This window comes from Bacillus gaemokensis, assembly GCF_001590835.1.
GTDB classification, from domain to species: Bacteria; Bacillota; Bacilli; order Bacillales; family Bacillaceae_G; genus Bacillus_A; species Bacillus_A gaemokensis.
On sequence record NZ_LTAQ01000045.1, the window covers coordinates 108,492 to 126,952 of the forward strand.

At 35.3% G+C, this 18,461-nt stretch carries 18 protein-coding genes; 10 read left to right on the forward strand and 8 right to left on the reverse strand.

The genetic code is table 11. The annotated features are described in order from the left end of the window. Nucleotides 1–69 precede the first annotated feature (69 nt). Both AZF08_RS28230 and prsA read left to right on the forward strand, forming a co-directional pair. The gene (locus AZF08_RS28230; RefSeq protein ID WP_001120850.1) at nucleotides 70–201 is read left to right on the forward strand and encodes a DUF3941 domain-containing protein; all 132 of its coding nucleotides are present in this window, start codon (nucleotides 70–72) and stop codon (nucleotides 199–201) included. Between the two features lie 125 nt (nucleotides 202–326). Then, nucleotides 327–1,190 (forward strand): peptidylprolyl isomerase PrsA, encoded by an 864-nt coding sequence (gene prsA, locus AZF08_RS21930; protein ID WP_033673849.1) that lies wholly within the window; start codon nucleotides 327–329, stop codon nucleotides 1,188–1,190. A 40-nt stretch (nucleotides 1,191–1,230) separates the two neighbouring features. On the opposite strand, the gene AZF08_RS21935 is transcribed toward prsA, so the two are convergent. Continuing rightward, nucleotides 1,231–2,097, reverse strand: a complete 867-nt coding sequence (locus AZF08_RS21935) for a CvfB family protein (protein WP_033673850.1) — start codon at nucleotides 2,095–2,097, stop codon at nucleotides 1,231–1,233. 278 nt (nucleotides 2,098–2,375) lie between these two features. Here AZF08_RS21935 and AZF08_RS21940 point away from each other — a divergent pair, with 278 nt between their 5' ends. From AZF08_RS21940 to AZF08_RS21955, 4 genes are all read left to right on the forward strand, one after another. Beyond that, nucleotides 2,376–2,867 carry a YajQ family cyclic di-GMP-binding protein gene (locus tag AZF08_RS21940; protein ID WP_033673851.1) on the forward strand — a complete coding sequence of 164 codons (492 nt, stop codon included), beginning with the start codon at nucleotides 2,376–2,378 and terminating at the stop codon, nucleotides 2,865–2,867. A 613-nt stretch (nucleotides 2,868–3,480) separates the two neighbouring features. Beyond that, nucleotides 3,481–4,209, forward strand: coding sequence for a glycosyltransferase family 2 protein (locus AZF08_RS21945; RefSeq protein WP_033673852.1), 729 nt, complete (start codon nucleotides 3,481–3,483; stop codon nucleotides 4,207–4,209). 127 nt (nucleotides 4,210–4,336) lie between these two features. After that, complete coding sequence (locus tag AZF08_RS21950; RefSeq protein WP_033673853.1) at nucleotides 4,337–4,777, forward strand: dTDP-4-dehydrorhamnose 3,5-epimerase family protein; 441 nt, start codon at nucleotides 4,337–4,339, stop codon at nucleotides 4,775–4,777. Between the two features lie 4 nt (nucleotides 4,778–4,781). Further along, nucleotides 4,782–5,597 (forward strand): aldolase/citrate lyase family protein, encoded by an 816-nt coding sequence (locus AZF08_RS21955; protein WP_051725681.1) that lies wholly within the window; start codon nucleotides 4,782–4,784, stop codon nucleotides 5,595–5,597. 157 nt (nucleotides 5,598–5,754) lie between these two features. Here AZF08_RS21955 and AZF08_RS21960 read toward each other — a convergent pair whose 3' ends face one another. Further along, nucleotides 5,755–7,038: an alpha-amylase family glycosyl hydrolase gene (locus AZF08_RS21960; protein WP_051725685.1), complete on the reverse strand. Its 1,284-nt coding sequence runs from the start codon at nucleotides 7,036–7,038 to the stop codon at nucleotides 5,755–5,757. A gap of 283 nt (nucleotides 7,039–7,321) precedes the next feature. Between AZF08_RS21960 and AZF08_RS21965 the strand changes: the two genes are divergently transcribed. Further along, nucleotides 7,322–8,563 carry an ammonium transporter gene (locus AZF08_RS21965; protein WP_033673855.1) on the forward strand — a complete coding sequence of 414 codons (1,242 nt, stop codon included), beginning with the start codon at nucleotides 7,322–7,324 and terminating at the stop codon, nucleotides 8,561–8,563. A 720-nt stretch (nucleotides 8,564–9,283) separates the two neighbouring features. Here AZF08_RS21965 and AZF08_RS21970 read toward each other — a convergent pair. From AZF08_RS21970 to hemH, 3 genes are all read right to left on the reverse strand, one after another. Next, entirely contained in the window at nucleotides 9,284–9,880 is a 597-nt protein-coding gene (locus tag AZF08_RS21970; RefSeq protein ID WP_064504769.1) for a LysE family translocator, read from the reverse strand. 509 nt (nucleotides 9,881–10,389) lie between these two features. Next, a complete protein-coding gene (locus AZF08_RS21975) occupies nucleotides 10,390–11,856 on the reverse strand; it encodes a catalase (protein WP_033673856.1) in 1,467 nt (488 codons plus the stop codon). A gap of 57 nt (nucleotides 11,857–11,913) precedes the next feature. Beyond that, nucleotides 11,914–12,873, reverse strand: a complete 960-nt coding sequence (gene hemH, locus AZF08_RS21980) for a ferrochelatase (protein ID WP_033673857.1) — start codon at nucleotides 12,871–12,873, stop codon at nucleotides 11,914–11,916. Between the two features lie 322 nt (nucleotides 12,874–13,195). Between hemH and AZF08_RS21985 the strand changes: the two genes are divergently transcribed. Beyond that, entirely contained in the window at nucleotides 13,196–13,477 is a 282-nt protein-coding gene (locus tag AZF08_RS21985) for a hypothetical protein (RefSeq protein ID WP_033673858.1), read from the forward strand. Between the two features lie 42 nt (nucleotides 13,478–13,519). On the opposite strand, the gene asnB is transcribed toward AZF08_RS21985, so the two are convergent. After that, a complete protein-coding gene (gene asnB, locus AZF08_RS21990; protein ID WP_033673859.1) occupies nucleotides 13,520–15,367 on the reverse strand; it encodes an asparagine synthase (glutamine-hydrolyzing) in 1,848 nt (615 codons plus the stop codon). A gap of 273 nt (nucleotides 15,368–15,640) precedes the next feature. Between asnB and AZF08_RS21995 the strand changes: the two genes are divergently transcribed. Continuing rightward, on the forward strand, nucleotides 15,641–16,189 hold the full coding sequence (locus AZF08_RS21995; RefSeq protein ID WP_033673860.1) for a DUF2777 domain-containing protein: 549 nt from the start codon (nucleotides 15,641–15,643) through the stop codon (nucleotides 16,187–16,189). Between the two features lie 56 nt (nucleotides 16,190–16,245). Here AZF08_RS21995 and AZF08_RS22000 read toward each other — a convergent pair whose 3' ends face one another. After that, nucleotides 16,246–16,614 (reverse strand): YisL family protein, encoded by a 369-nt coding sequence (locus AZF08_RS22000; protein WP_033673861.1) that lies wholly within the window; start codon nucleotides 16,612–16,614, stop codon nucleotides 16,246–16,248. A gap of 150 nt (nucleotides 16,615–16,764) precedes the next feature. On the opposite strand from AZF08_RS22000, the gene rocD reads away from it, so the two are divergent. After that, nucleotides 16,765–17,955, forward strand: coding sequence for an ornithine aminotransferase (rocD, locus tag AZF08_RS22005; RefSeq protein WP_033673862.1), 1,191 nt, complete (start codon nucleotides 16,765–16,767; stop codon nucleotides 17,953–17,955). A 38-nt stretch (nucleotides 17,956–17,993) separates the two neighbouring features. On the opposite strand, the gene AZF08_RS22010 is transcribed toward rocD, so the two are convergent. After that, on the reverse strand, nucleotides 17,994–18,455 hold the full coding sequence (locus AZF08_RS22010) for an HXXEE domain-containing protein (RefSeq protein WP_265182899.1): 462 nt from the start codon (nucleotides 18,453–18,455) through the stop codon (nucleotides 17,994–17,996). Nucleotides 18,456–18,461 lie beyond the last annotated feature (6 nt).

An 18,461-nucleotide genomic window follows, 5' to 3' on the forward strand; every position in this document is an offset into this window, starting at 1 on the left:
ACGTATACATAGTCTTTACGAAAACGGAAATGATAAACGTACAACCATTTAGAAGTGGAGTTGATACATATGCCGCATACAAGTGATAATGACAAAAAAGCACGCGATAATAATGCAAAACGCACACAAAAAAATGAACAAGAACAAAAAAATATCGAGCAAGGAAAACGTGCTTATTCAAAAAAAACAGATCATCTTTAATCCTCTAGTACATCAACATAGTTGATGTACTTTTTTACATTTTACAGGAAAAAACATATCGAATACACTTCATGTTCACTTCACTATTTTACAATAGCGATAACATATTTGGATGAGGTGTTAGGATGAAAAGAAAACAATTATTGATTATAGCGGCGACAATCGGAACGTTAACGCTGTCTGCTTGTGGGTCTCAAGGCAGCTCGGATGCCATCGCAACATCAAAAAGCTCAACAATTACAAAAAGCGATTTTGATAAACAATTAAAAGATCGTTACGGAAAAGATATGTTATATGAAATGATGGCACAAGATATCATTTCAAAAAAATATAAAGTATCTGATGATGAAGTGGATAAAGAATTCAAAAAAGCGAAAGATCAATACGGTGAACAATTCAAAATGGTACTAGAGAGCAATCGTTTAAAAGATGAAAACGACTTTAAGAATCAAATTAGATTTAAGCTCGCAATGAACGAAGCAATTAAGAAAAGCATTACAGAAAAAGACGTGAAAGAACACTATAAACCTGAAATTAAAGCGAGTCACATTTTAGTAAATGACGAAAAAACAGCAACTGATATTAAGAAGAAATTAGACGAAGGCGCTTCCTTCGAAGAGTTAGCGAAAGAACAATCTCAAGACCCAGGCTCAAAAGATAAAGGCGGAGATCTTGGATACTTTGGACCGGGTAAAATAACGGTACCTGAATTCGAAGGAGCTGCTTACAAACTGAATGTTGGCGAAATTAGCACCCCTGTCAAATCATCAAACGGCTACCATATTATTAAACTTACCGATAAAAAAGAATTGAAGCCTTATGATGAAGTAAAAGCTTCCATTCGTAAAAACTTAGAAGACGAGCGTTTAGCAGATACAACAACGGGTCAAAAAATATTACTAGATGAATTAAAGAAAGCAGATATTAAAGTAAAAGATAGCGATTTGAAAGATACATTTTCTCGTCTTTCAGGACAACAAGCACAATAAAAAAAATCCGAACAAGCTCATGCCTGTTCGGATTTTTTTATTATTTCTTGAAGTACGTCCAGCCTTCTTCTTGATAAACCTTCTCTTCTTTCATCATTTTACCAAGGGCACGCTTAAACGCAGCCTTACTCATATTAAAACGTTCCTTAATGTCTTCTGGATGACTCTTATCCCAAAACGGCATTGCTCCACCGCGACTTTCCATATACTCATAAATCACCGCTGCATCGTCTTCCATCCCCTCTTCTTTACGAGGAAGAAGCGAAATGTTAATTGTACCATCATCTTTCACATCAATAATACGACCTGTTACACGTTCACCAATACGAACTTGTTCTTTTCTTTCTGTATGGTGTAAAAACGCACGGAAATGTTCATCTGTTAATACAAACGAACCAACTTGAAGTGAGCGATATACGCGTCCATTTACATTCTTATTACGCATAGATGGTGTTGCATCAACAATAATTTCTTGCATATCTGAATCCCTTGCCGGAAGAGCGATAAGGCGACCACGGTTTGTTAATTTTAATGTACAATATAGTTCATCATCTTCAACTGGCCAAACTGGCGTATAAATTGGAAACTCATCAGCTGGAATTAATACATCTTTTGAAACACCGATATCAACAAACACACCTAAATCAGGTTTCACTTCTACTACTTTAACCCAGTTCCAATCGTTCGTTGTAATAAGTGGCGTTTTCATCGTCGCAGTCAGGCGCTCTTGGTGATCAAGATATAAAAACACATCAATTGTGTCACCTTCTTCAATTTCTCCTGCTACTTCATTTTTGTGTAAAAATACCTCTTCATAACCATCCTCATCATCAAATCCGACCATATATCCAATTTCCGTTTCTCGTAAAACAGTTACCTGTTCAATCGATCCTGGTTGTAAATACATATATTTTAATTCCCTTCTATATATAAAGTATTATTTTTATCATTCCAAAGAAAGGTTCATTATAACACGATTTTTCCTTTATTTGTCCAACTGACCAATTTTCACTATAATAAAATAAGACTTTAATCAAATGGGATTTTCCCCCACTGCTTATTAGTCAAAATATATCAGTTTTATCACTCTATCTAACTCATGTATTTTCCGCTATACTTTAATGTGAATATTACATACCCAGTTACAGTGTGATAAAGATAAAATTTTATTTGGAGGTGCTAACTATGGCAAAAGATAGTTCTTTTGACATCGTTTCAAAAATTGAATTACCTGAAGTAACAAATGCAATTAACATCGCATTAAAAGAAATTCAAAACCGTTATGACTTTAAAGGAAGCAAAAGTGATATTAAATTAGAAAAGGAAGTACTCGTTTTAACTTCTGATGATGAGTTTAAATTAGAACAAGTAAAAGATGTTCTTATTTCAAAACTCGTTAAACGCGAAGTACCAATTAAAAACTTAGACTACGGAAAAGTAGAGAGCGCTACTGGTAATACAGTACGCCAACGTGCAACACTGCAACAAGGTATCGATAAAGATAACGCTAAAAAAATCAATAACATCATTAAAGAACTAAAGTTAAAAGTAAAAACGCAAGTACAAGATGACCAAGTACGTGTAACAGCAAAAAGCCGCGATGACTTACAAGCAGTAATCGCAGCAGTTCGTAGTGCGGACTTACCAATTGACGTACAGTTCATTAACTATCGCTAAAATAAAACACTCTCAATGTGTTATTAAAAGGTAGACAAATTAACCGGCATGATTCCGATAGAATATCAGAATCATGCCGTATTTATGTGCAGCGTGCAATATTTTTGGGGGGTTAGGGCAATCCGATAAATATGTTGCAACACGAATCGAATACATCACTTTCCATAAATCCCCTCAGAATACTTCATCATTATTAAGAAAAAAGCTCCAGCATTACTCGAACATTTCCCATATTATCTGTTTAGAATTATTTATACACGCTAATCCCTCTTACCAATTCCAAGTAAAAACTCCTTTATTCTAAGTTACATTATATAAAGTGAAACTTTAATCAGCGTGGAGGCTTCATCCCCCACTGATTATTAGCCGCCACCAATCGAGCTTTTACGAGCAGCTTATCTCCCACCTAACTTCTTTGCTTTCGCCGAATTTTTAGATGGGAGTATTATTGCCCGCAAATAGCGGGATAAAATATCCGCACAATACTCACTTCTGTTCATACATATATTATTACGTACCGACTGGGTGATCGAGGAGGAATAATATTTATTTTTTGTTTAAATATAGGGGGATTCATCTCAAAAAGATTTCAAATTATGAAAGGGGGCATCACATGATAATTCATGTCTATGCCTTATGCTGGAACGAAGAAAAAATACTGCCGTATTTTTTCAAGCATTATGATAGTATAGCTGATCAGTATTATATTTTTGATAATGACTCAACGGACAATTCCTTATCCATCCTACAATCACATCCCAAGGTAATTATAAATAGATTTGAGATACAAGGTGATTCTTTTGTGCAATCAGCACTAGATCAATACAATTGTTTTTGGAAACAAAGTAAAGAAACGGCAGACTGGGTTATTATCTGCAACATAGATGAACATTTATATCATCCTAATCTTAGAACTTACTTGCAAGAATGCACTTCTAATGGGATTACACTCATTGTACCCGAAGGTTATGAAATGGTTTCAGACTCATTCCCCAATAGTGACAAACCTTTGTATGAAAGTGTAAAATCTGGCGCAAGAAGGGAATACCTGGATAAACCTCAGGTTTTTAATCCAAGTGAGATTAAAGATATAAACTTTTCTGTCGGTAGACATTCTGCTTTTCCTTTGGGTAATGTAAAAAAGCCACTCAATAAAGAAATACTACTTTTACACTATAAACATATAGGATTTAATTATTTAAACAACCGATTATCGGAACAAAAAACAAGACTTCGAAGAACCGATATCGCTAACAACTGGGCACATGAGTATTTATGGGATGAAAAGAAAAAACTTCAAGCATTTGAAAGGTTAAAAAAGGAATCTGTTAAAGTATTGTAAATTAAACCCATGGTACTAGTTACATTACGCTAACGCATACATTTTTTCATTTCCATAGCAATACAATCGTTTCATCTACATTGACTAACAAATAATGAGAGGCTATTTTCATTAAAGGAGGCATACAATGGAAGGCATACAAGTTATTTCACTTAAAAAGCTATCGAATGAAAAAGGATTTCTGCTGGAGGTACAGAGAAATGACGATACCGATTTCCCTGGGTTCGGACAGTCATACATTACTGCCACTAATCCAGGTGTTATTAAGGCATGGTATCGGCATCATAAACAAATAGACCAAATCGCTCTGATAAAAGGCGAACTATTGCTAGTGCTCTATGACACAAGAGAACATTCGACTTCATATAATCAGATCAAAGAGATTCACATAGTAGAAGAAAATCCATTACTAGTACAAATCCCACCAGGAGTCTGGCACGGCTTCAAAGCGATAAGTAGTAAACCCGCTCTTCTTCTGCATATGAATACCATTCCCTATAACTTCGAAAATACGGATGAAGACAAACTCCTTCCTGAAGATAAAACTATACCTTATCAATGGGATTAAAATTATGATTTTATCTTTCATTTCCAATGACCCGATTATGGCTACTTATGTGCAGTCTGCAGGAATAGATCGGATTATGATTGACCTAGAGGTAAATGGTAAGAACATCCGCCAATTTGGTAAAAATCTTTTTTTATCTGATCATACAATCAACGATATTCCAACTATAAAAAAAATTTTCAAAAAAAATCCTCTTTTCGTCCGTATAAACCCGATCAATAAAAATTCGCACAAAGAAATAGATACCGTAATCCAAATGGGAGCCGACATTGTAATGCTGCCCTTTTTTCATTCTATGGATGAAGTAAAAACTTTTCTTAAACTAACAAATGGAGCTGTTATTAACAGCTTGTTAATTGAAACTAAGGAAGCCGCAGAACTCCTTCCTAAAATAGTTGATTTGAAGGAAGTCCACGAAATTCATATAGGCTTTAATGATCTTAAAATAAGTTTCGGATACAAAACTATGTTTGACCCCATATTAAATGGTTCTTTGGAAGAATACGCCATGATTATTAACAAAAAAAAGATTCGGTGGGGATTCGGAGGTATAGCAAAATTATCCGATACAACACTCCCCATAAATCCAGAATTACTATTATGTGAACAATTAAGATTAAAAACCTCTATAGGATGGTTAGGAAGAAGTTTCCGAGATGCATTGGATAGAAACAATATAGGCTCATCAATTCAAAAAGAAGTTTTATTACTAAGAAATTTTCTCCATGATTACGCTCAAGCCCCAAAAGATTTTTTTGATTTTAAACACGCAACACTTTTGGAGCAACTCCGTCTAATGACAAATAAAGTGAAACTTTAATTAGCGGGGGTTTCTTCCCCCACTAATTATTAGCCCTCACTTAACTTCTTTGCTTTCGCCGAATTTTGAGGTGGGAGTGTTACTACCCGCAAATAGCAGGATAAACAAAAGTACACCACCCACAGAAGTACATACTGTCAATCTACCTATTTCCCTTTTACAGAGTGGGGGATTTCTTTCGCTTCTTTACAGCAATTAAAAAAGCAATAAATAAAACGTTTACCAAGACCAACAGAGATACAAACAGCCAATTAATCCCTGTTCGCTCCCCGACTTTGTATACATTTGCTTCCTCTCTTTTTAAAACAAGATAATATTTCCCTTCCTCTTCTCTAATAACTTCATCTTCCATCAAGCCTCTTAATTCTTGATTTTCTCCTATACTATTAGCTGAAAATGACACTTTTTGCGTCTCTTTTGTATTATTGATTGCAACAAGCGTTACTTCATCTTTATATGTTCTTTTCAATACACTCATCCCGTTCTTATCATACAACAGTTCAAATGTACCACGGCGAAGGGATGGTAGCTTTTGACGCAATTCTCCTAATTTCGTTACGTACTGTAAAAACTTCTCATCCGTTTTAAAGTCCATTAATCGGTGATTATCCGGAGCTTCTCCACCATCTAACGCAATCTCTGTTCCGTAATATACACTAGGTATTCCTGGAGAGGTGTATAAATAAGCAAGTGCTAACTTCAAACGAGCTGGCGGATAATACGCATTCTCTTTTGCAATACGGACAAACCGCTTTGTTTCTTGATTATCTACAAATGTATTCATTACTTTATCACCTTCTATTAAACTAGCATCATATAGCGGTTTAATAGACATATCTGTTTTTGAAAACACTTCTGTTATTTGCTTATAATACTGATTATGTATATCTTCCGCTTCATCCGTCATCAAGAGAAAATCTTTTTTTGTTTCTTGTACATTTTGTTGTACTTCATTCAGCAAAGCATGGGACAGTTTTTTACTATGTATAAGATAACCGCCATCTAAGTCTACTTCTACTATCCACCACTTCATCGACTCAATCATTTGTTGCTGTTCTTCTCCAATAACAAATTGAAACATAACTTTCATTTCCCTTGCATGTGCTTCTTTTACAAGCCGCTTCACATCTTGTAATGAGCCAAAATGCTCATTTACTTTTCGCTGGTCGCCTATACCAGTTCCATCATATGTTCTACTTTCAAAAAGAGGCGAAAGCATCACAGCGGTAAACCCCATCTCCTTTATATAGTCCAATCTCTTTATAATTCCTTGTATATCGCCGCCTTGATAGGCTTCTAAATTCCCCACATCAAGTTGTTTATCAGTTTTCGCATCCCCATTGTTAAAACGATCAATCATAATAGAATAAATTACTTCATCTTTCCATTCTCTTTTCTCTTCTGCAAAAATATGTACCGGTATTAAAAAAACAAATAACATACCAAAAACAATGCATATTCCCCTGCTCCATATTCTTTTCACATATATCCCCCAACTTCTTTTAATTGTAAGAATATTATACCAATGTTTCGGACAAACCGCATATCCCCTTAATTTGTTAACTTGCACGAATTATCTGGATGTAAAATAAATTCATGTTAGATTTCCTTACATTTAATTTTAAATTTTCTAAAAATTATGTTGATTTCTTAATGATTATTGAATATGATATGTAACATAACATTCAATGTAATATTTTATAACATTACAGGAGGGGAAAAGAATGAATATGGGAGATACAGTTTTTATATTTTTAGCAACAGTAATGGTTATGATTATGACGCCAGGCTTGGCACTTTTTTACGGAGGAATGGTTCGCAGTAAAAACGTACTAAGTACAACAATGCATAGCTATAGCGCAATGGCAATCGTTTCAATTCAATGGATTTTTATCGGCTATTCTTTATCATTTGGACCAGATTGGAACGGCATCATCGGTTCACTCGATTGGTTCGGTCTACAAAACGTAACCTACGCACAAAACCCAGATTACTCTGCTACTATTCCACACAATTTATTTATGATGTTTCAACTTATGTTTGCAATCTTAACTCCAGCTTTAATTTCAGGTGCATTTGCTGAAAGAATGCGATTTTCAGCTTTTCTTATTTTCATTCTTCTTTGGACGACAATCGTCTACAATCCTGTTGCCCATTGGGTATGGGGCGTTGGAGGCTGGCTTCGCGAACTCGGCGCATTAGACTTCGCTGGGGGCAACGTTGTCCATATCACATCCGGAGTCGCCGGACTTGTTTTGGCAATCTTCCTTGGTAAACGAAAAGACATAAACGGCTCATCACCTCATCATCTTCCCTTTACTATTTTAGGTGCAGGCTTATTATGGTTTGGTTGGTTCGGATTTAACGTAGGTAGTGCTCTTACACTTAACGATGTCGCTCTTACAGCATTTATCAATACAAATACCGCCGCAGCAGCTTCCGCTTTAACTTGGATCTTAGCAGAGTGGTTCTTTCAATCTAAACCAACCGTAATGGGAGCAGCATGTGGTGCCGTATCAGGACTCGTCGCAATTACACCAGCTTGTGGATTTGTTACCCCCTTCTCCGCCCTTCTCATTGGAGCAATCGGAGGCGTTCTCTGCTTCGGAGCTGTATTCTTTTTAAAACATAAACTCGGATATGATGACGCACTTGATGCATTCGGCTGCCATGGTATCGGCGGGACATGGGGCGGTATTGCAACAGGTCTTTTCGCAACAACTTCCGTTAATAGCGGCGGCGCTGACGGATTATTTTACGGAAACGCCGCACTCCTCTTTAAACAACTAGCTGCAATCGGTGCAACATACGCGTTTACAATCGTTATGACGTACGCCATTATTAAAACTATTAACTTCTTCCTTCCCGTCCGCGTACATGAACACGAAGAACAAATGGGGCTGGATATTTCAATGCACGGGGAGAAGGCTTATGAATATACAGAGAAAACAGCACACCAGAGATAAATACATGTGTACACCATCAAACAACAAAGAGATGTATCCCCTTTTCAAGCAGGATACATCTCTTTATTTTTTAACTATAACTATATGAAGTTATATCGTTTCATTTGCTTATATGCTAAACTGTAACAAATATGTTTTATTGTTTATAATTAACAAATTTACAATTTGTTTCATTATACCTTCTTACACAATCAATAAACATCACGATAATAAAATTAAGGAAGTAATAAAAGGAAAAAATATATTTCAAAGAATCTAATATACATATTATCTACATTAGCTATATTAGGAATAATATGTACGTTATTTATTATTTACACGGACATCGACACTCCCTTTTCAACAAAATTTATAATAGGCTATGTAATTTTTCTTATTGGATATTTTTTGTATTTTATTTTCACAAGTACAATACGTATGTGGAAATTAGGTTGGATTGAAACACAAAAAAGATTGTTGAGGTTTTTGATTATATTCCTAGCATTTAGCGCTACAAAATATCTTTTTAACTACTTTTTTCAATCCTCAAATCTTCAGATTTCGGATTTCACTACAACTTTAGGCTGTTCTCTAGGTCTTGCTTTTTTCGATTTGTTGTTTATAAAAAAGAAATAACGAAAACTGACCATTAAAGGCACCGAACAAATTTATGAATAAGTAAAAAAGATGTACTCCTTTTCGAAACAGAGCACATCTTTTTTATTTTCCCTTTAAAAATGATTAAAATATTGATAGTAACTGCTGCACTGCCAGATAAAACAAAAATAAGCCACCTATAAAACTGATGATATTCGTTACAAGATAGAGCCTATTATTTCGTAAAAATATAATGGTCATACTAACAATTAATAACCATAATGACATAATCGTAATATGAATCAGCGATAAAAGAGTAAATTCTAACAGTACATTCTCTTTATTCGTAATAAATCCAGGAACAATTGTTAAATAAAGCAAAATAGCTTTAGGGTTAAGAACATTTAATAAATAAGCATCTTTTATGTACACTTCTTTATCCGAAGCATTCATTTTATTTTGTTTTAATGCACTGATGATGAAAGTGCCGGAAAGATAAATTAAAAATAATGAACCAATAACTGTTACTGTTTTCAATAAAAGTATATTACTTAATATAATCAACGAGACCCCTATCCCTGCAAATATTGAGTGTGTCAATATGCCTAAGGAAGTGCCTACAATGACTCTTTTTAATCCCTTAAAACCTGAAGAAGCTATACTAGATATAGCTAGAGTAAAGCTTGCACCCGGCGAAAGGGCTATAGGCAAAATCGTAAAGATAAATTCTAGAAGTCTCATTTGTATTCAATCCTTTATTTCAATCAAATTTTTTTAGAACGACGCTTCTTCATTTTTTTAATAACCTTCTTAAATTAATTCATCAAATAAATTTTCCAATCTGCTTAAAAATAATATTATATAAATTTTTGATGTGCCTAATATACAACCTGCTCTATTACTACAAAACGATAAACCAAAATCCCTTCTTTATTAAAATATTTCAGTTCATCTTTTTTATGAACAGTTAAACTTTATTGCCAATACATTCATTGAAAGATAGTCAGATTTCTTTGTTAATCTTATCTTACTTGTTTTATATTTTTGTTACCTTTAATTGAAATCAACATGGTATTCTTGCCAAAAGTTAAGTTTTTAACTTTTTACATGTTTCCATTAGCTTTAAGAGGTTTTTTACAAAAAAAAACGATAATCCTTCTACATCTTAGATAGAATGAATACCGTTTTTTTCGTTTTGGGGGTATTTAATTTCGTTAGGTTGATGACGATGTAGTACTACCCCAATGTTATTATTTCGCAGGTTTTCCTACATACGCTGTAATATCAACGTTTAACGCCTTCGCTAAACGCATACCATAGTCACGGTCTGCACGGAAGAAGTTGCAAATAGCAAGTAATTTTGTTTGCTCATGCACATCTTTTAAATCATTTGTTAAGTTTGCAATTAAGTTATCTTGTTCTTCTTTAGAGAATGAACGGTAACGCTCACCAGCTTGCTCGAAGTCGTTTGGTTTATCAATTTTTTCACGAGATACATAACCTTCAAGCTTCATAGTTGAATCACGGTAGTTAGAATCTTCCACTGGATTTTCAGCGTGACGACTTGGCTCGTAATTAATTGTTGATGGTTGTTGATTCATTTGCATTGCACCATCACGTTGTTGATTACGAACAGCTGCATATGGGCAATTTACAGGAATTTGTAAGTAGTTCGCACCAAGGCGGTAACGTTGTGTATCTGGATAAGAGAATAGACGCCCTTGCAATAATTTATCTTCAGACGGTTCAATACCAGAGACAGTCGCACTTGGCGTAAACGCCGCTTGTTCTACTTCAGCAAAGAAGTTTTTCGGATTACGATTTAATGTCATTGTCCCTACTTCCATTAATGGGAAACGATCTTCTGGCCATACTTTCGTTGGATCTAATGGATCGAAGTTTAAAGAATCCATTTCATCAAGTTGCATCACTTGCACATAAAGATCCCATTTCGGATAATTACCACGCTCAATTGCATCAAATAAATCACGAGTTGCATGGTTAAAATCTTTTCCTTGTACTTCTTCTACTTCTTTTGCACTTAGGTTACGCACACCTTGCTGTGGTTTCCAATGGTATTTAATATAAACGATTTTACCTTCTGCATTAATCCACTTAAATGAATGTACACCGAAACCTTCCATTTGACGATAGTTTGCAGGAGTACCGTAATCAGAGAATACCCATGTCATCATGTGTGTAGATTCTGGTGATAACGTCATGAAATCCCAGTAACGATCTGGCGTTTGAACATTTGTATCCGGTGCTGGTTTTAAAGAGTGCACCATGTCAGGGAATTTAATTGCATCACGAATGAAGAAAACAGGTAAATGGTTACCAACGATATCATAATTTCCTTCTTCCGTATAAAACTTCACAGCAAAACCACGTGGATCACGAGCTGTTTCAGGAGAACCTTGACCATGAATAACCGTTGAGAAACGAACGAATACAGGCGTTTCCGTTCCCGCGTTTTGTAAAAATGCTGCTTTTGTATATTCTTTCATACTATTTTTTGTTACGAAAACACCATGAGCACCTGCACCACGCGCATGTACAACACGCTCAGGAATACGTTCACGATCAAAATGAGCAAGTTTTTCTACTAAATGATAATCTTCTAATAATACTGGTCCACGGCGACCAGCTGTACGAGAATTTTGGTTGTCTCCTACTGGAGCACCTTGGTTTGTTGTTAAGCGATTATTTGGATTCATCAAAGGGAACCTCCTCTTTTTTCTCAAGAATAATTATTTAATTAAAATTATTATAATCTAATTATTATTTAAAATTACTTTTTTGTCAAATCTTTTATTCGCTTTTTTGGAAACAATTTCTACTAAACAATCAATAAATGAGTCTTGTGCATTTGGCATAACCGGTCTGAAATAGAGTGCACCTAGTTCATCTGTCACAACTTTACATTCATAATCATTGTCATACAGCACTTCTAAATGTTCCGCTACAAAGCCAACTGGACAATACACAAACGAGTTATAACCGTACTTTTCATATAAGTCTTTTGTTAAATCTTGTACATCTGGTCCAATCCATGGATCTTGTGTATTTCCAGCACTTTGCCAACCAATTGTATAATTTTGAATACCAGCTGCATCAGCAATTAAATCGGCTGTATGCCGGAGTTGCTCCACATAAGGATCTCCAGCAGCAATGATTTTTTCCGGTAAACTGTGCGCAGAAAAAATTACAACAGCCTTCTCCCCGTCTGTAATTCTAGTAAACGTTTCTCTTATTTGGTTCGCCCAATACGCAATAAATTTCGGCTCATCGTACCACTGTTCAATCGGTTCAATAATAGGGCCGTTTATTTTCTCTGAAACACTTATTGCACGCTCATTATATGCTTTGATACTGAAAGTAGAATAATGAGGTGCTAGCACAATACTAATCGCTTCCTCAATACCATCCTGTTTCATTTCTGAGACCGCATCTTCAATAAAAGGAGCAATATGTTTTAAACCTAAATAACAAACGAATTCATATTCCGAGAAACGTCTATTTAGTTCATCCGTTAATTTATTAGCTTGCTCCTTTGTAATCTTTGCAAGTGGTGAAATACCACCAATCGCTTTATAGCGTCCTACTAAATCATCAAGCGCTTCTTGAGATGGCTTACGTCCGTGACGGATATGTGTATAATATGCCTCTACATCCTCTAGTGACTCTGGCGTTCCATACGCCATCACAAGTAAACCCATTTTCTTCTTTATCATTTATATAACACCTCAATTTCAACAATGAGAATCTTTTTCAAGAACGTTTGTTTCCAATTATAACAAGCAATAATTAATACGTCAAAATAATAATTATAAATAAGTATTATTTATAATATGATTTTGAATTTTATTTGACAATTTATTTAATATTATTTGTTATATTCTGGTTTACTTCTATTGTGGAACTTCACACCATCTTAAAAAATTCTCAATATTCCAGTTATTATTCCTCAAAATTTGCACTTTACTATTTAACTTAGAAAAGTAAACGGGAACCCGTTGAATTCTAAATTAAAAGAACATATGAGGAGGATTTGAAATGAAGCAGCCTTTTATGAAAAAAGCAGTACTGATTTCTACACTTACAATGAGTACAATCCTATCCACAACAATTCCATTTAACGTATTAGCAGAATCACCCACTCCAGCAATACAAACACAGCAAGAAAACCTTTCTAGTGAGGAAATTATGAAACTATCATTTGAAGAAAATTTAAATGATACAATTCATGCAAAAGCTTTAAAATCTGGACGCGTTGTTTTAACTGCATCAACGGAAGATGGAAAATATAATCAATATGTGTATATTCAAGTGAAATAATAATAAAAAAGAGGCTCACAATAATCTGTGAGCCTCTTTTCATTATTCTTTAATATTCACTCCATATTCCTTAAACCAAACGTGAATTTGTGCCAAATGTGCTAAAAGCTGAGGTCCCGTCATTAACTGCCCAAACCATGGTGTCTGAAATGCACTTCCTCCTGACTGAATCAGCCCTTGTAGTTGTTCTTTATCAAATAACTCATGCAAAATAGAATTTTTATCCGTTAACAAATCTTGAAGCCATACAGTTACAGCTTTCGTATAATGCGGATTATGCGTTTTCGGATACGGACTTTTCTTTCTATATAATATATCATTCGGCAATATCCCTTCTAACGCCTTACGTAATAAACCTTTTTCGCGGTTTTCATACATTTTCATTTCCCAAGGAATATTCCATGCATATTCGACAAGACGATGATCTGCAAATGGAACGCGCACTTCTAGGCTCGCTCCCATACTCATACGATCTTTTCTGTCTAATAATGTTGTCATAAACCAAACCATATTTAAATAAAAGAGTTGTCTTCTTTTCGCCTCAATTACACTTTCCCCTTCTAAAACGGGCACTTCCTGTATCGACTCTTCATATCGCTGTTGTACATAATCTTGCAGTTTTAATTTATTTCGCCACTCTGCTTTTAGAAGTTGTTCACGTGCCTCTGTGGAACGCATCCACGGAAATGCGCTTGATTGTAAATCATCTTCCCGATAAAACCACGGATATCCGCCAAAAATTTCATCGGCACATTCCCCAGACAAACCAACGACAAAATCTTGTTTAATTTCACGGCAAAACCATAATAATGACGAGTCGATATCTGCCATACCCGGTAAATCACGAACGAGTACTGCTTCCGTTAAATACTCTGCTAACCTCTCATTTGAAATGACATGGCGATGATGAATCGTACCAAATGTTTCTGTCATTAAATGAATAAACGGCGCATCTGAGTTTGGCTGGAAAGCGTTCGCTTTAAAATATTTCTCATTATCTTCATAATCAATCGAATACGTGTGTAACTTTCCTTTTCCTTCTCTCTCGTATGCCTTTGCTGCAATTGCGGTAATGGCACTCGAGTCTACCCCGCCTGACAAAAATGTACATAGCGGTACATCCGAAACTAATTGTCTGGTAATTGCATCCTGTAATAAAAAGCGAGTATGTTCTACCGTTTCTTCAAATGAATGTTCATGTTTTTTACTTTCCACATTCCAATATCTCCATATACATAAACCATTTTTTGAAAACGTAAGAGCATGCCCTGGTCTAAGCTCTTTAATACCAGCATATATACCATGCCCAGGCGTTCGAGACGGTCCTAATCCGAATATTTCTGATAGCCCTTCTGTCGTTACTTCTGTCTTTACATCTGGATGCGCTAAAATCGCTTTTAACTCTGAACCAAATAAAAACCTTCCACTATCATATTTATAAAATAATGGCTTTACTCCTAACCGATCTCTTGCAATGAATACTTGTTCTTTTTTCTCATCCCATACAGCAAACGCATATATCCCATTTAAATGATCCACACACTCCTCTTTCCACTCTATATATGATGCCAATAATACTTCAGTATCAGAATGCCCTTTAAACGTATATCCTCTTCTTAATAATTCTTTACGAATATCTTCTGTGTTATATAGCTCCCCGTTATAACAAATCGCATAACTCGTTTCTTCTTTTAAACAAGTCATCGGCTGCTTTCCACCTTCAGGATCCACAACAATTAACCTCTTATGCCCGAATGCAACGTTTCCTTTAATCCAAACATTGTTATCATCTGGTCCCCGTTTTGCTAACGTTTCCGCCATCTTCGTAATTACGTCTCTTTCACTTTCTAATGAGCGCTTATAATCAACCCATCCTGTAATCCCGCACATATGAATCATCCTTCCTCATCTTATATCCGTATAGAACGTGCAGTAGTCCCCACTCAAAGCCCCCTAATAAGAAAAAGGCAGAATGCGGATACACAAAAACCAAATTGACGATAACTAACTATCCACATAAGATATCCCCACCAGATAGCAGTTTCACTGTATGAAGCGTGTTTTTATTGTATGCCCAACTTTCTTTAGGTGTTCCATAGTTATAAAGAACGTCTGAACTGTCTATAACAGGAATAACTACTTCTACAAAAGGAGAAATCACGAATGAAACAGCGCAAACATATTTTGTATAATCAACCACGCGCTCATACAATTGGTAACGTGGAATATATAAACGATGAATGGATATTCTTTGATGATGAAAATGATGAAGCATTTTTGTTAGAAGATATTATTGAAGATGGTTTTGAGGTTTTATATAACAACAATTGGCTGCCAGCACGTTTCTATGAACAAAACATATTACAAGTTGCAAATGAACACCATCCTTTGCAAAACGGCGAGATGATACGAATTCGTAAAAAATTACTTCTCAGTTATTATGAATGGTTAGAGGAACTACCTGATTCTGCTTTTTCTTTATTAACAGAAACACTACAATCACTTAATTACTCTCTATATGATTGCATGTATTGTCATAATTTCTTATCGTTTCAACCGAAAGAACAAGCTTGCGAAGGGGTAAACCTCCTCTTATTTGATAATGAAGAAATGATTTGTTCTTTGCATCACCATTATGTTCGATTTTCTACTTGTAATAAAAATATATTTAAGTTTACAAAAACGAATGGCGAAGAATTACACATTCAGTAAAATTAAAAAACCACCTTATTTTCTCATATTAGAGAAATAAGGTGGTTTTTCCTTGACTAAAATAGGTCAAATCCGATTGGTAATCGTAATCCAAGATATAATACAACGATAAGCGCGATAATAAATTGACCCCAGAATGCCCCTGTTTTCTTGTTCTTACTTGTTTTTACAAGAATCATTTCCATTGCAGCAATAACCCAAACGCCAACTAACATTTTTAGGCCATACCACATGTGAATATTCCCTGTCGCTGTTTTCATAATGCTTTGATACAGTAAGAAGCCTGTTACAATAATGATGATATACACAAGACGAAGCCCCATATGTATGCCTTTACCTTTTCTTCCAGCTGTATACATAGAATACGCTACGAAGAATAAAATAAGTCCCAATGCCCACGCTGTAATATGCAGATGTGTTGTCATGGTACCCCTACCTCCTCTTTTCACACTTTTTCACTTTATATGATACCATGTTCATTTCTTTTTTAGGAAATGTTTCGCTTTTTCTAACTTAAATGATATAATATTTAGAGTATTTACAAACTTCTTGTAATAACAAAAGGGGGAACAATCATGATTCAAACAAAAGATATTATCGAACTAACAGACACATACGGTGCTAATAACTACCATCCGCTACCAATCGTAATTTCTAAAGCGGAAGGTGTTTGGGTAGAAGATCCTGAAGGAAATCGTTATATGGACTTACTTAGTGCATATTCTGCGGTAAACCAAGGACATCGTCATCCAAAAATTATTGATGCTTTAATTGAGCAAGCAAATCGTGTTACGTTAACTTCTCGCGCCTTCCATAGCGATCAATTAGGTCCTTGGTACGAAAAAGTAGCGAAATTAACACATAAAGATATGGTACTTCCAATGAACACAGGTGCGGAAGCTGTTGAAACCGCTATCAAAACGGCACGCCGCTGGGCATATGATGTGAAAAAAGTTGAAGAAAATAGAGCTGAAATTATCGTTTGTGAAGATAACTTCCACGGCCGTACAATGGGCGCTGTTTCTATGTCTTCCAATGAAGAATACAAACGCGGCTTCGGTCCAATGCTTCCTGGCATTGTTGTCATTCCTTACGGTGATTTAGAAGCATTAAAAGCTGCCATTACACCAAATACAGCAGCATTTATTTTAGAACCAATTCAAGGTGAAGCAGGCATTAACATTCCACCAGCTGGATTCCTACAAGAAGCACATAATATATGTAAAAAAGAAAATGTGTTATTTGTAGCCGATGAAATCCAAACTGGCCTAGGCCGTACTGGTAAATTATTTGCGTGTGATTGGGATAACGTAATTCCTGATATGTACATACTTGGTAAAGCATTAGGCGGCGGTGTATTCCCGATCTCTTGCGTAGCAGCAAACCGCGATATTTTAGGCGTATTTGAGCCAGGTTCCCACGGTTCTACATTTGGTGGCAACCCACTTGCATGTGCTGTTTCTATCGCTGCTCTTGATGTATTACTAGATGAAAAATTAACAGAACGTTCTCTTCAATTAGGAGAAAAATTAGTAGGACAATTAAAAGAAATTGATAATCCAATGATTACAGAAATCCGTGGTAAAGGATTATTTATCGGTATCGAATTAAACGAATCAGCTCGTCCTTACTGTGAAAAACTAAAAGAAGAAGGCTTATTATGTAAGGAAACGCATGAAAATGTAATTCGTATTGCACCACCACTTATTATTTCTGAAGAAGATTTAGAGTGGGCATTCCAAAAAATTAAAGCGGTATTATCTTAATAAAAACAAGCTGCCTTTTAAAAGGCAGCTTGTTTTTATTAAACGATTACTTTTGCTAAAAATAATACACCAAAGATAATTGGAAATAACAGCACTACACCTAATAAACAGGAAATCACAACATGCTTCATCTTCCACCAACCTCTTACAATCCCTTTCCGAAATAAAAATAATGAAAAAGGAATAATCAATATCAGCGATGTTATGAATCCTGGAACGTATCTCCCTGTCAAAATTGCCCCACCAATATGGAACCATCCATTCATGAAAATCATTGCTTGTATAATAAGTAGCATACTGAGGGTAAATCTCTTTCTAAACATAAAATGAGCGCATACAAATAAAAAAACAATCATGGTTAATAGGCATAATGCAACGAAAAAATATTGTCTCTGCATCACATTCTCTTCCATTTGAATCAGTTGTATATATCTCATTTCTGAAAAGAAATAATATTCCTCCGCGTTATGAACTGCAAATAAAATAGGGATGAACCACACGTACCA

Coding starts and splice junctions, on each gene's coding strand:
- AZF08_RS22000 (WP_033673861.1), bottom strand. CDS start 16,614: ATGACAACACATCTGCATATTACAGCGTGGGCATTGGGACTTATTTTA.
- AZF08_RS21965 (WP_033673855.1), top strand. CDS start 7,322: ATGAATATGGGAGATACAGTTTTTATATTTTTAGCAACAGTAATGGTT.
- AZF08_RS21995 (WP_033673860.1), top strand. CDS start 15,641: ATGAAACAGCGCAAACATATTTTGTATAATCAACCACGCGCTCATACA.
- asnB (WP_033673859.1), bottom strand. CDS start 15,367: ATGTGCGGGATTACAGGATGGGTTGATTATAAGCGCTCATTAGAAAGT.
- AZF08_RS21975 (WP_033673856.1), bottom strand. CDS start 11,856: ATGAATCCAAATAATCGCTTAACAACAAACCAAGGTGCTCCAGTAGGA.
- AZF08_RS21955 (WP_051725681.1), top strand. CDS start 4,782: ATGATTTTATCTTTCATTTCCAATGACCCGATTATGGCTACTTATGTG.
- AZF08_RS21945 (WP_033673852.1), top strand. CDS start 3,481: ATGATAATTCATGTCTATGCCTTATGCTGGAACGAAGAAAAAATACTG.
- AZF08_RS21935 (WP_033673850.1), bottom strand. CDS start 2,097: ATGTATTTACAACCAGGATCGATTGAACAGGTAACTGTTTTACGAGAA.
- AZF08_RS21940 (WP_033673851.1), top strand. CDS start 2,376: ATGGCAAAAGATAGTTCTTTTGACATCGTTTCAAAAATTGAATTACCT.
- AZF08_RS21950 (WP_033673853.1), top strand. CDS start 4,337: ATGGAAGGCATACAAGTTATTTCACTTAAAAAGCTATCGAATGAAAAA.
- AZF08_RS21985 (WP_033673858.1), top strand. CDS start 13,196: ATGAAGCAGCCTTTTATGAAAAAAGCAGTACTGATTTCTACACTTACA.
- hemH (WP_033673857.1), bottom strand. CDS start 12,873: ATGATAAAGAAGAAAATGGGTTTACTTGTGATGGCGTATGGAACGCCA.
- AZF08_RS21960 (WP_051725685.1), bottom strand. CDS start 7,038: ATGTTATTTGTTTTTTTAATACCGGTACATATTTTTGCAGAAGAGAAA.
- prsA (WP_033673849.1), top strand. CDS start 327: ATGAAAAGAAAACAATTATTGATTATAGCGGCGACAATCGGAACGTTA.
- rocD (WP_033673862.1), top strand. CDS start 16,765: ATGATTCAAACAAAAGATATTATCGAACTAACAGACACATACGGTGCT.
- AZF08_RS21970 (WP_064504769.1), bottom strand. CDS start 9,880: ATGAGACTTCTAGAATTTATCTTTACGATTTTGCCTATAGCCCTTTCG.
- AZF08_RS28230 (WP_001120850.1), top strand. CDS start 70: ATGCCGCATACAAGTGATAATGACAAAAAAGCACGCGATAATAATGCA.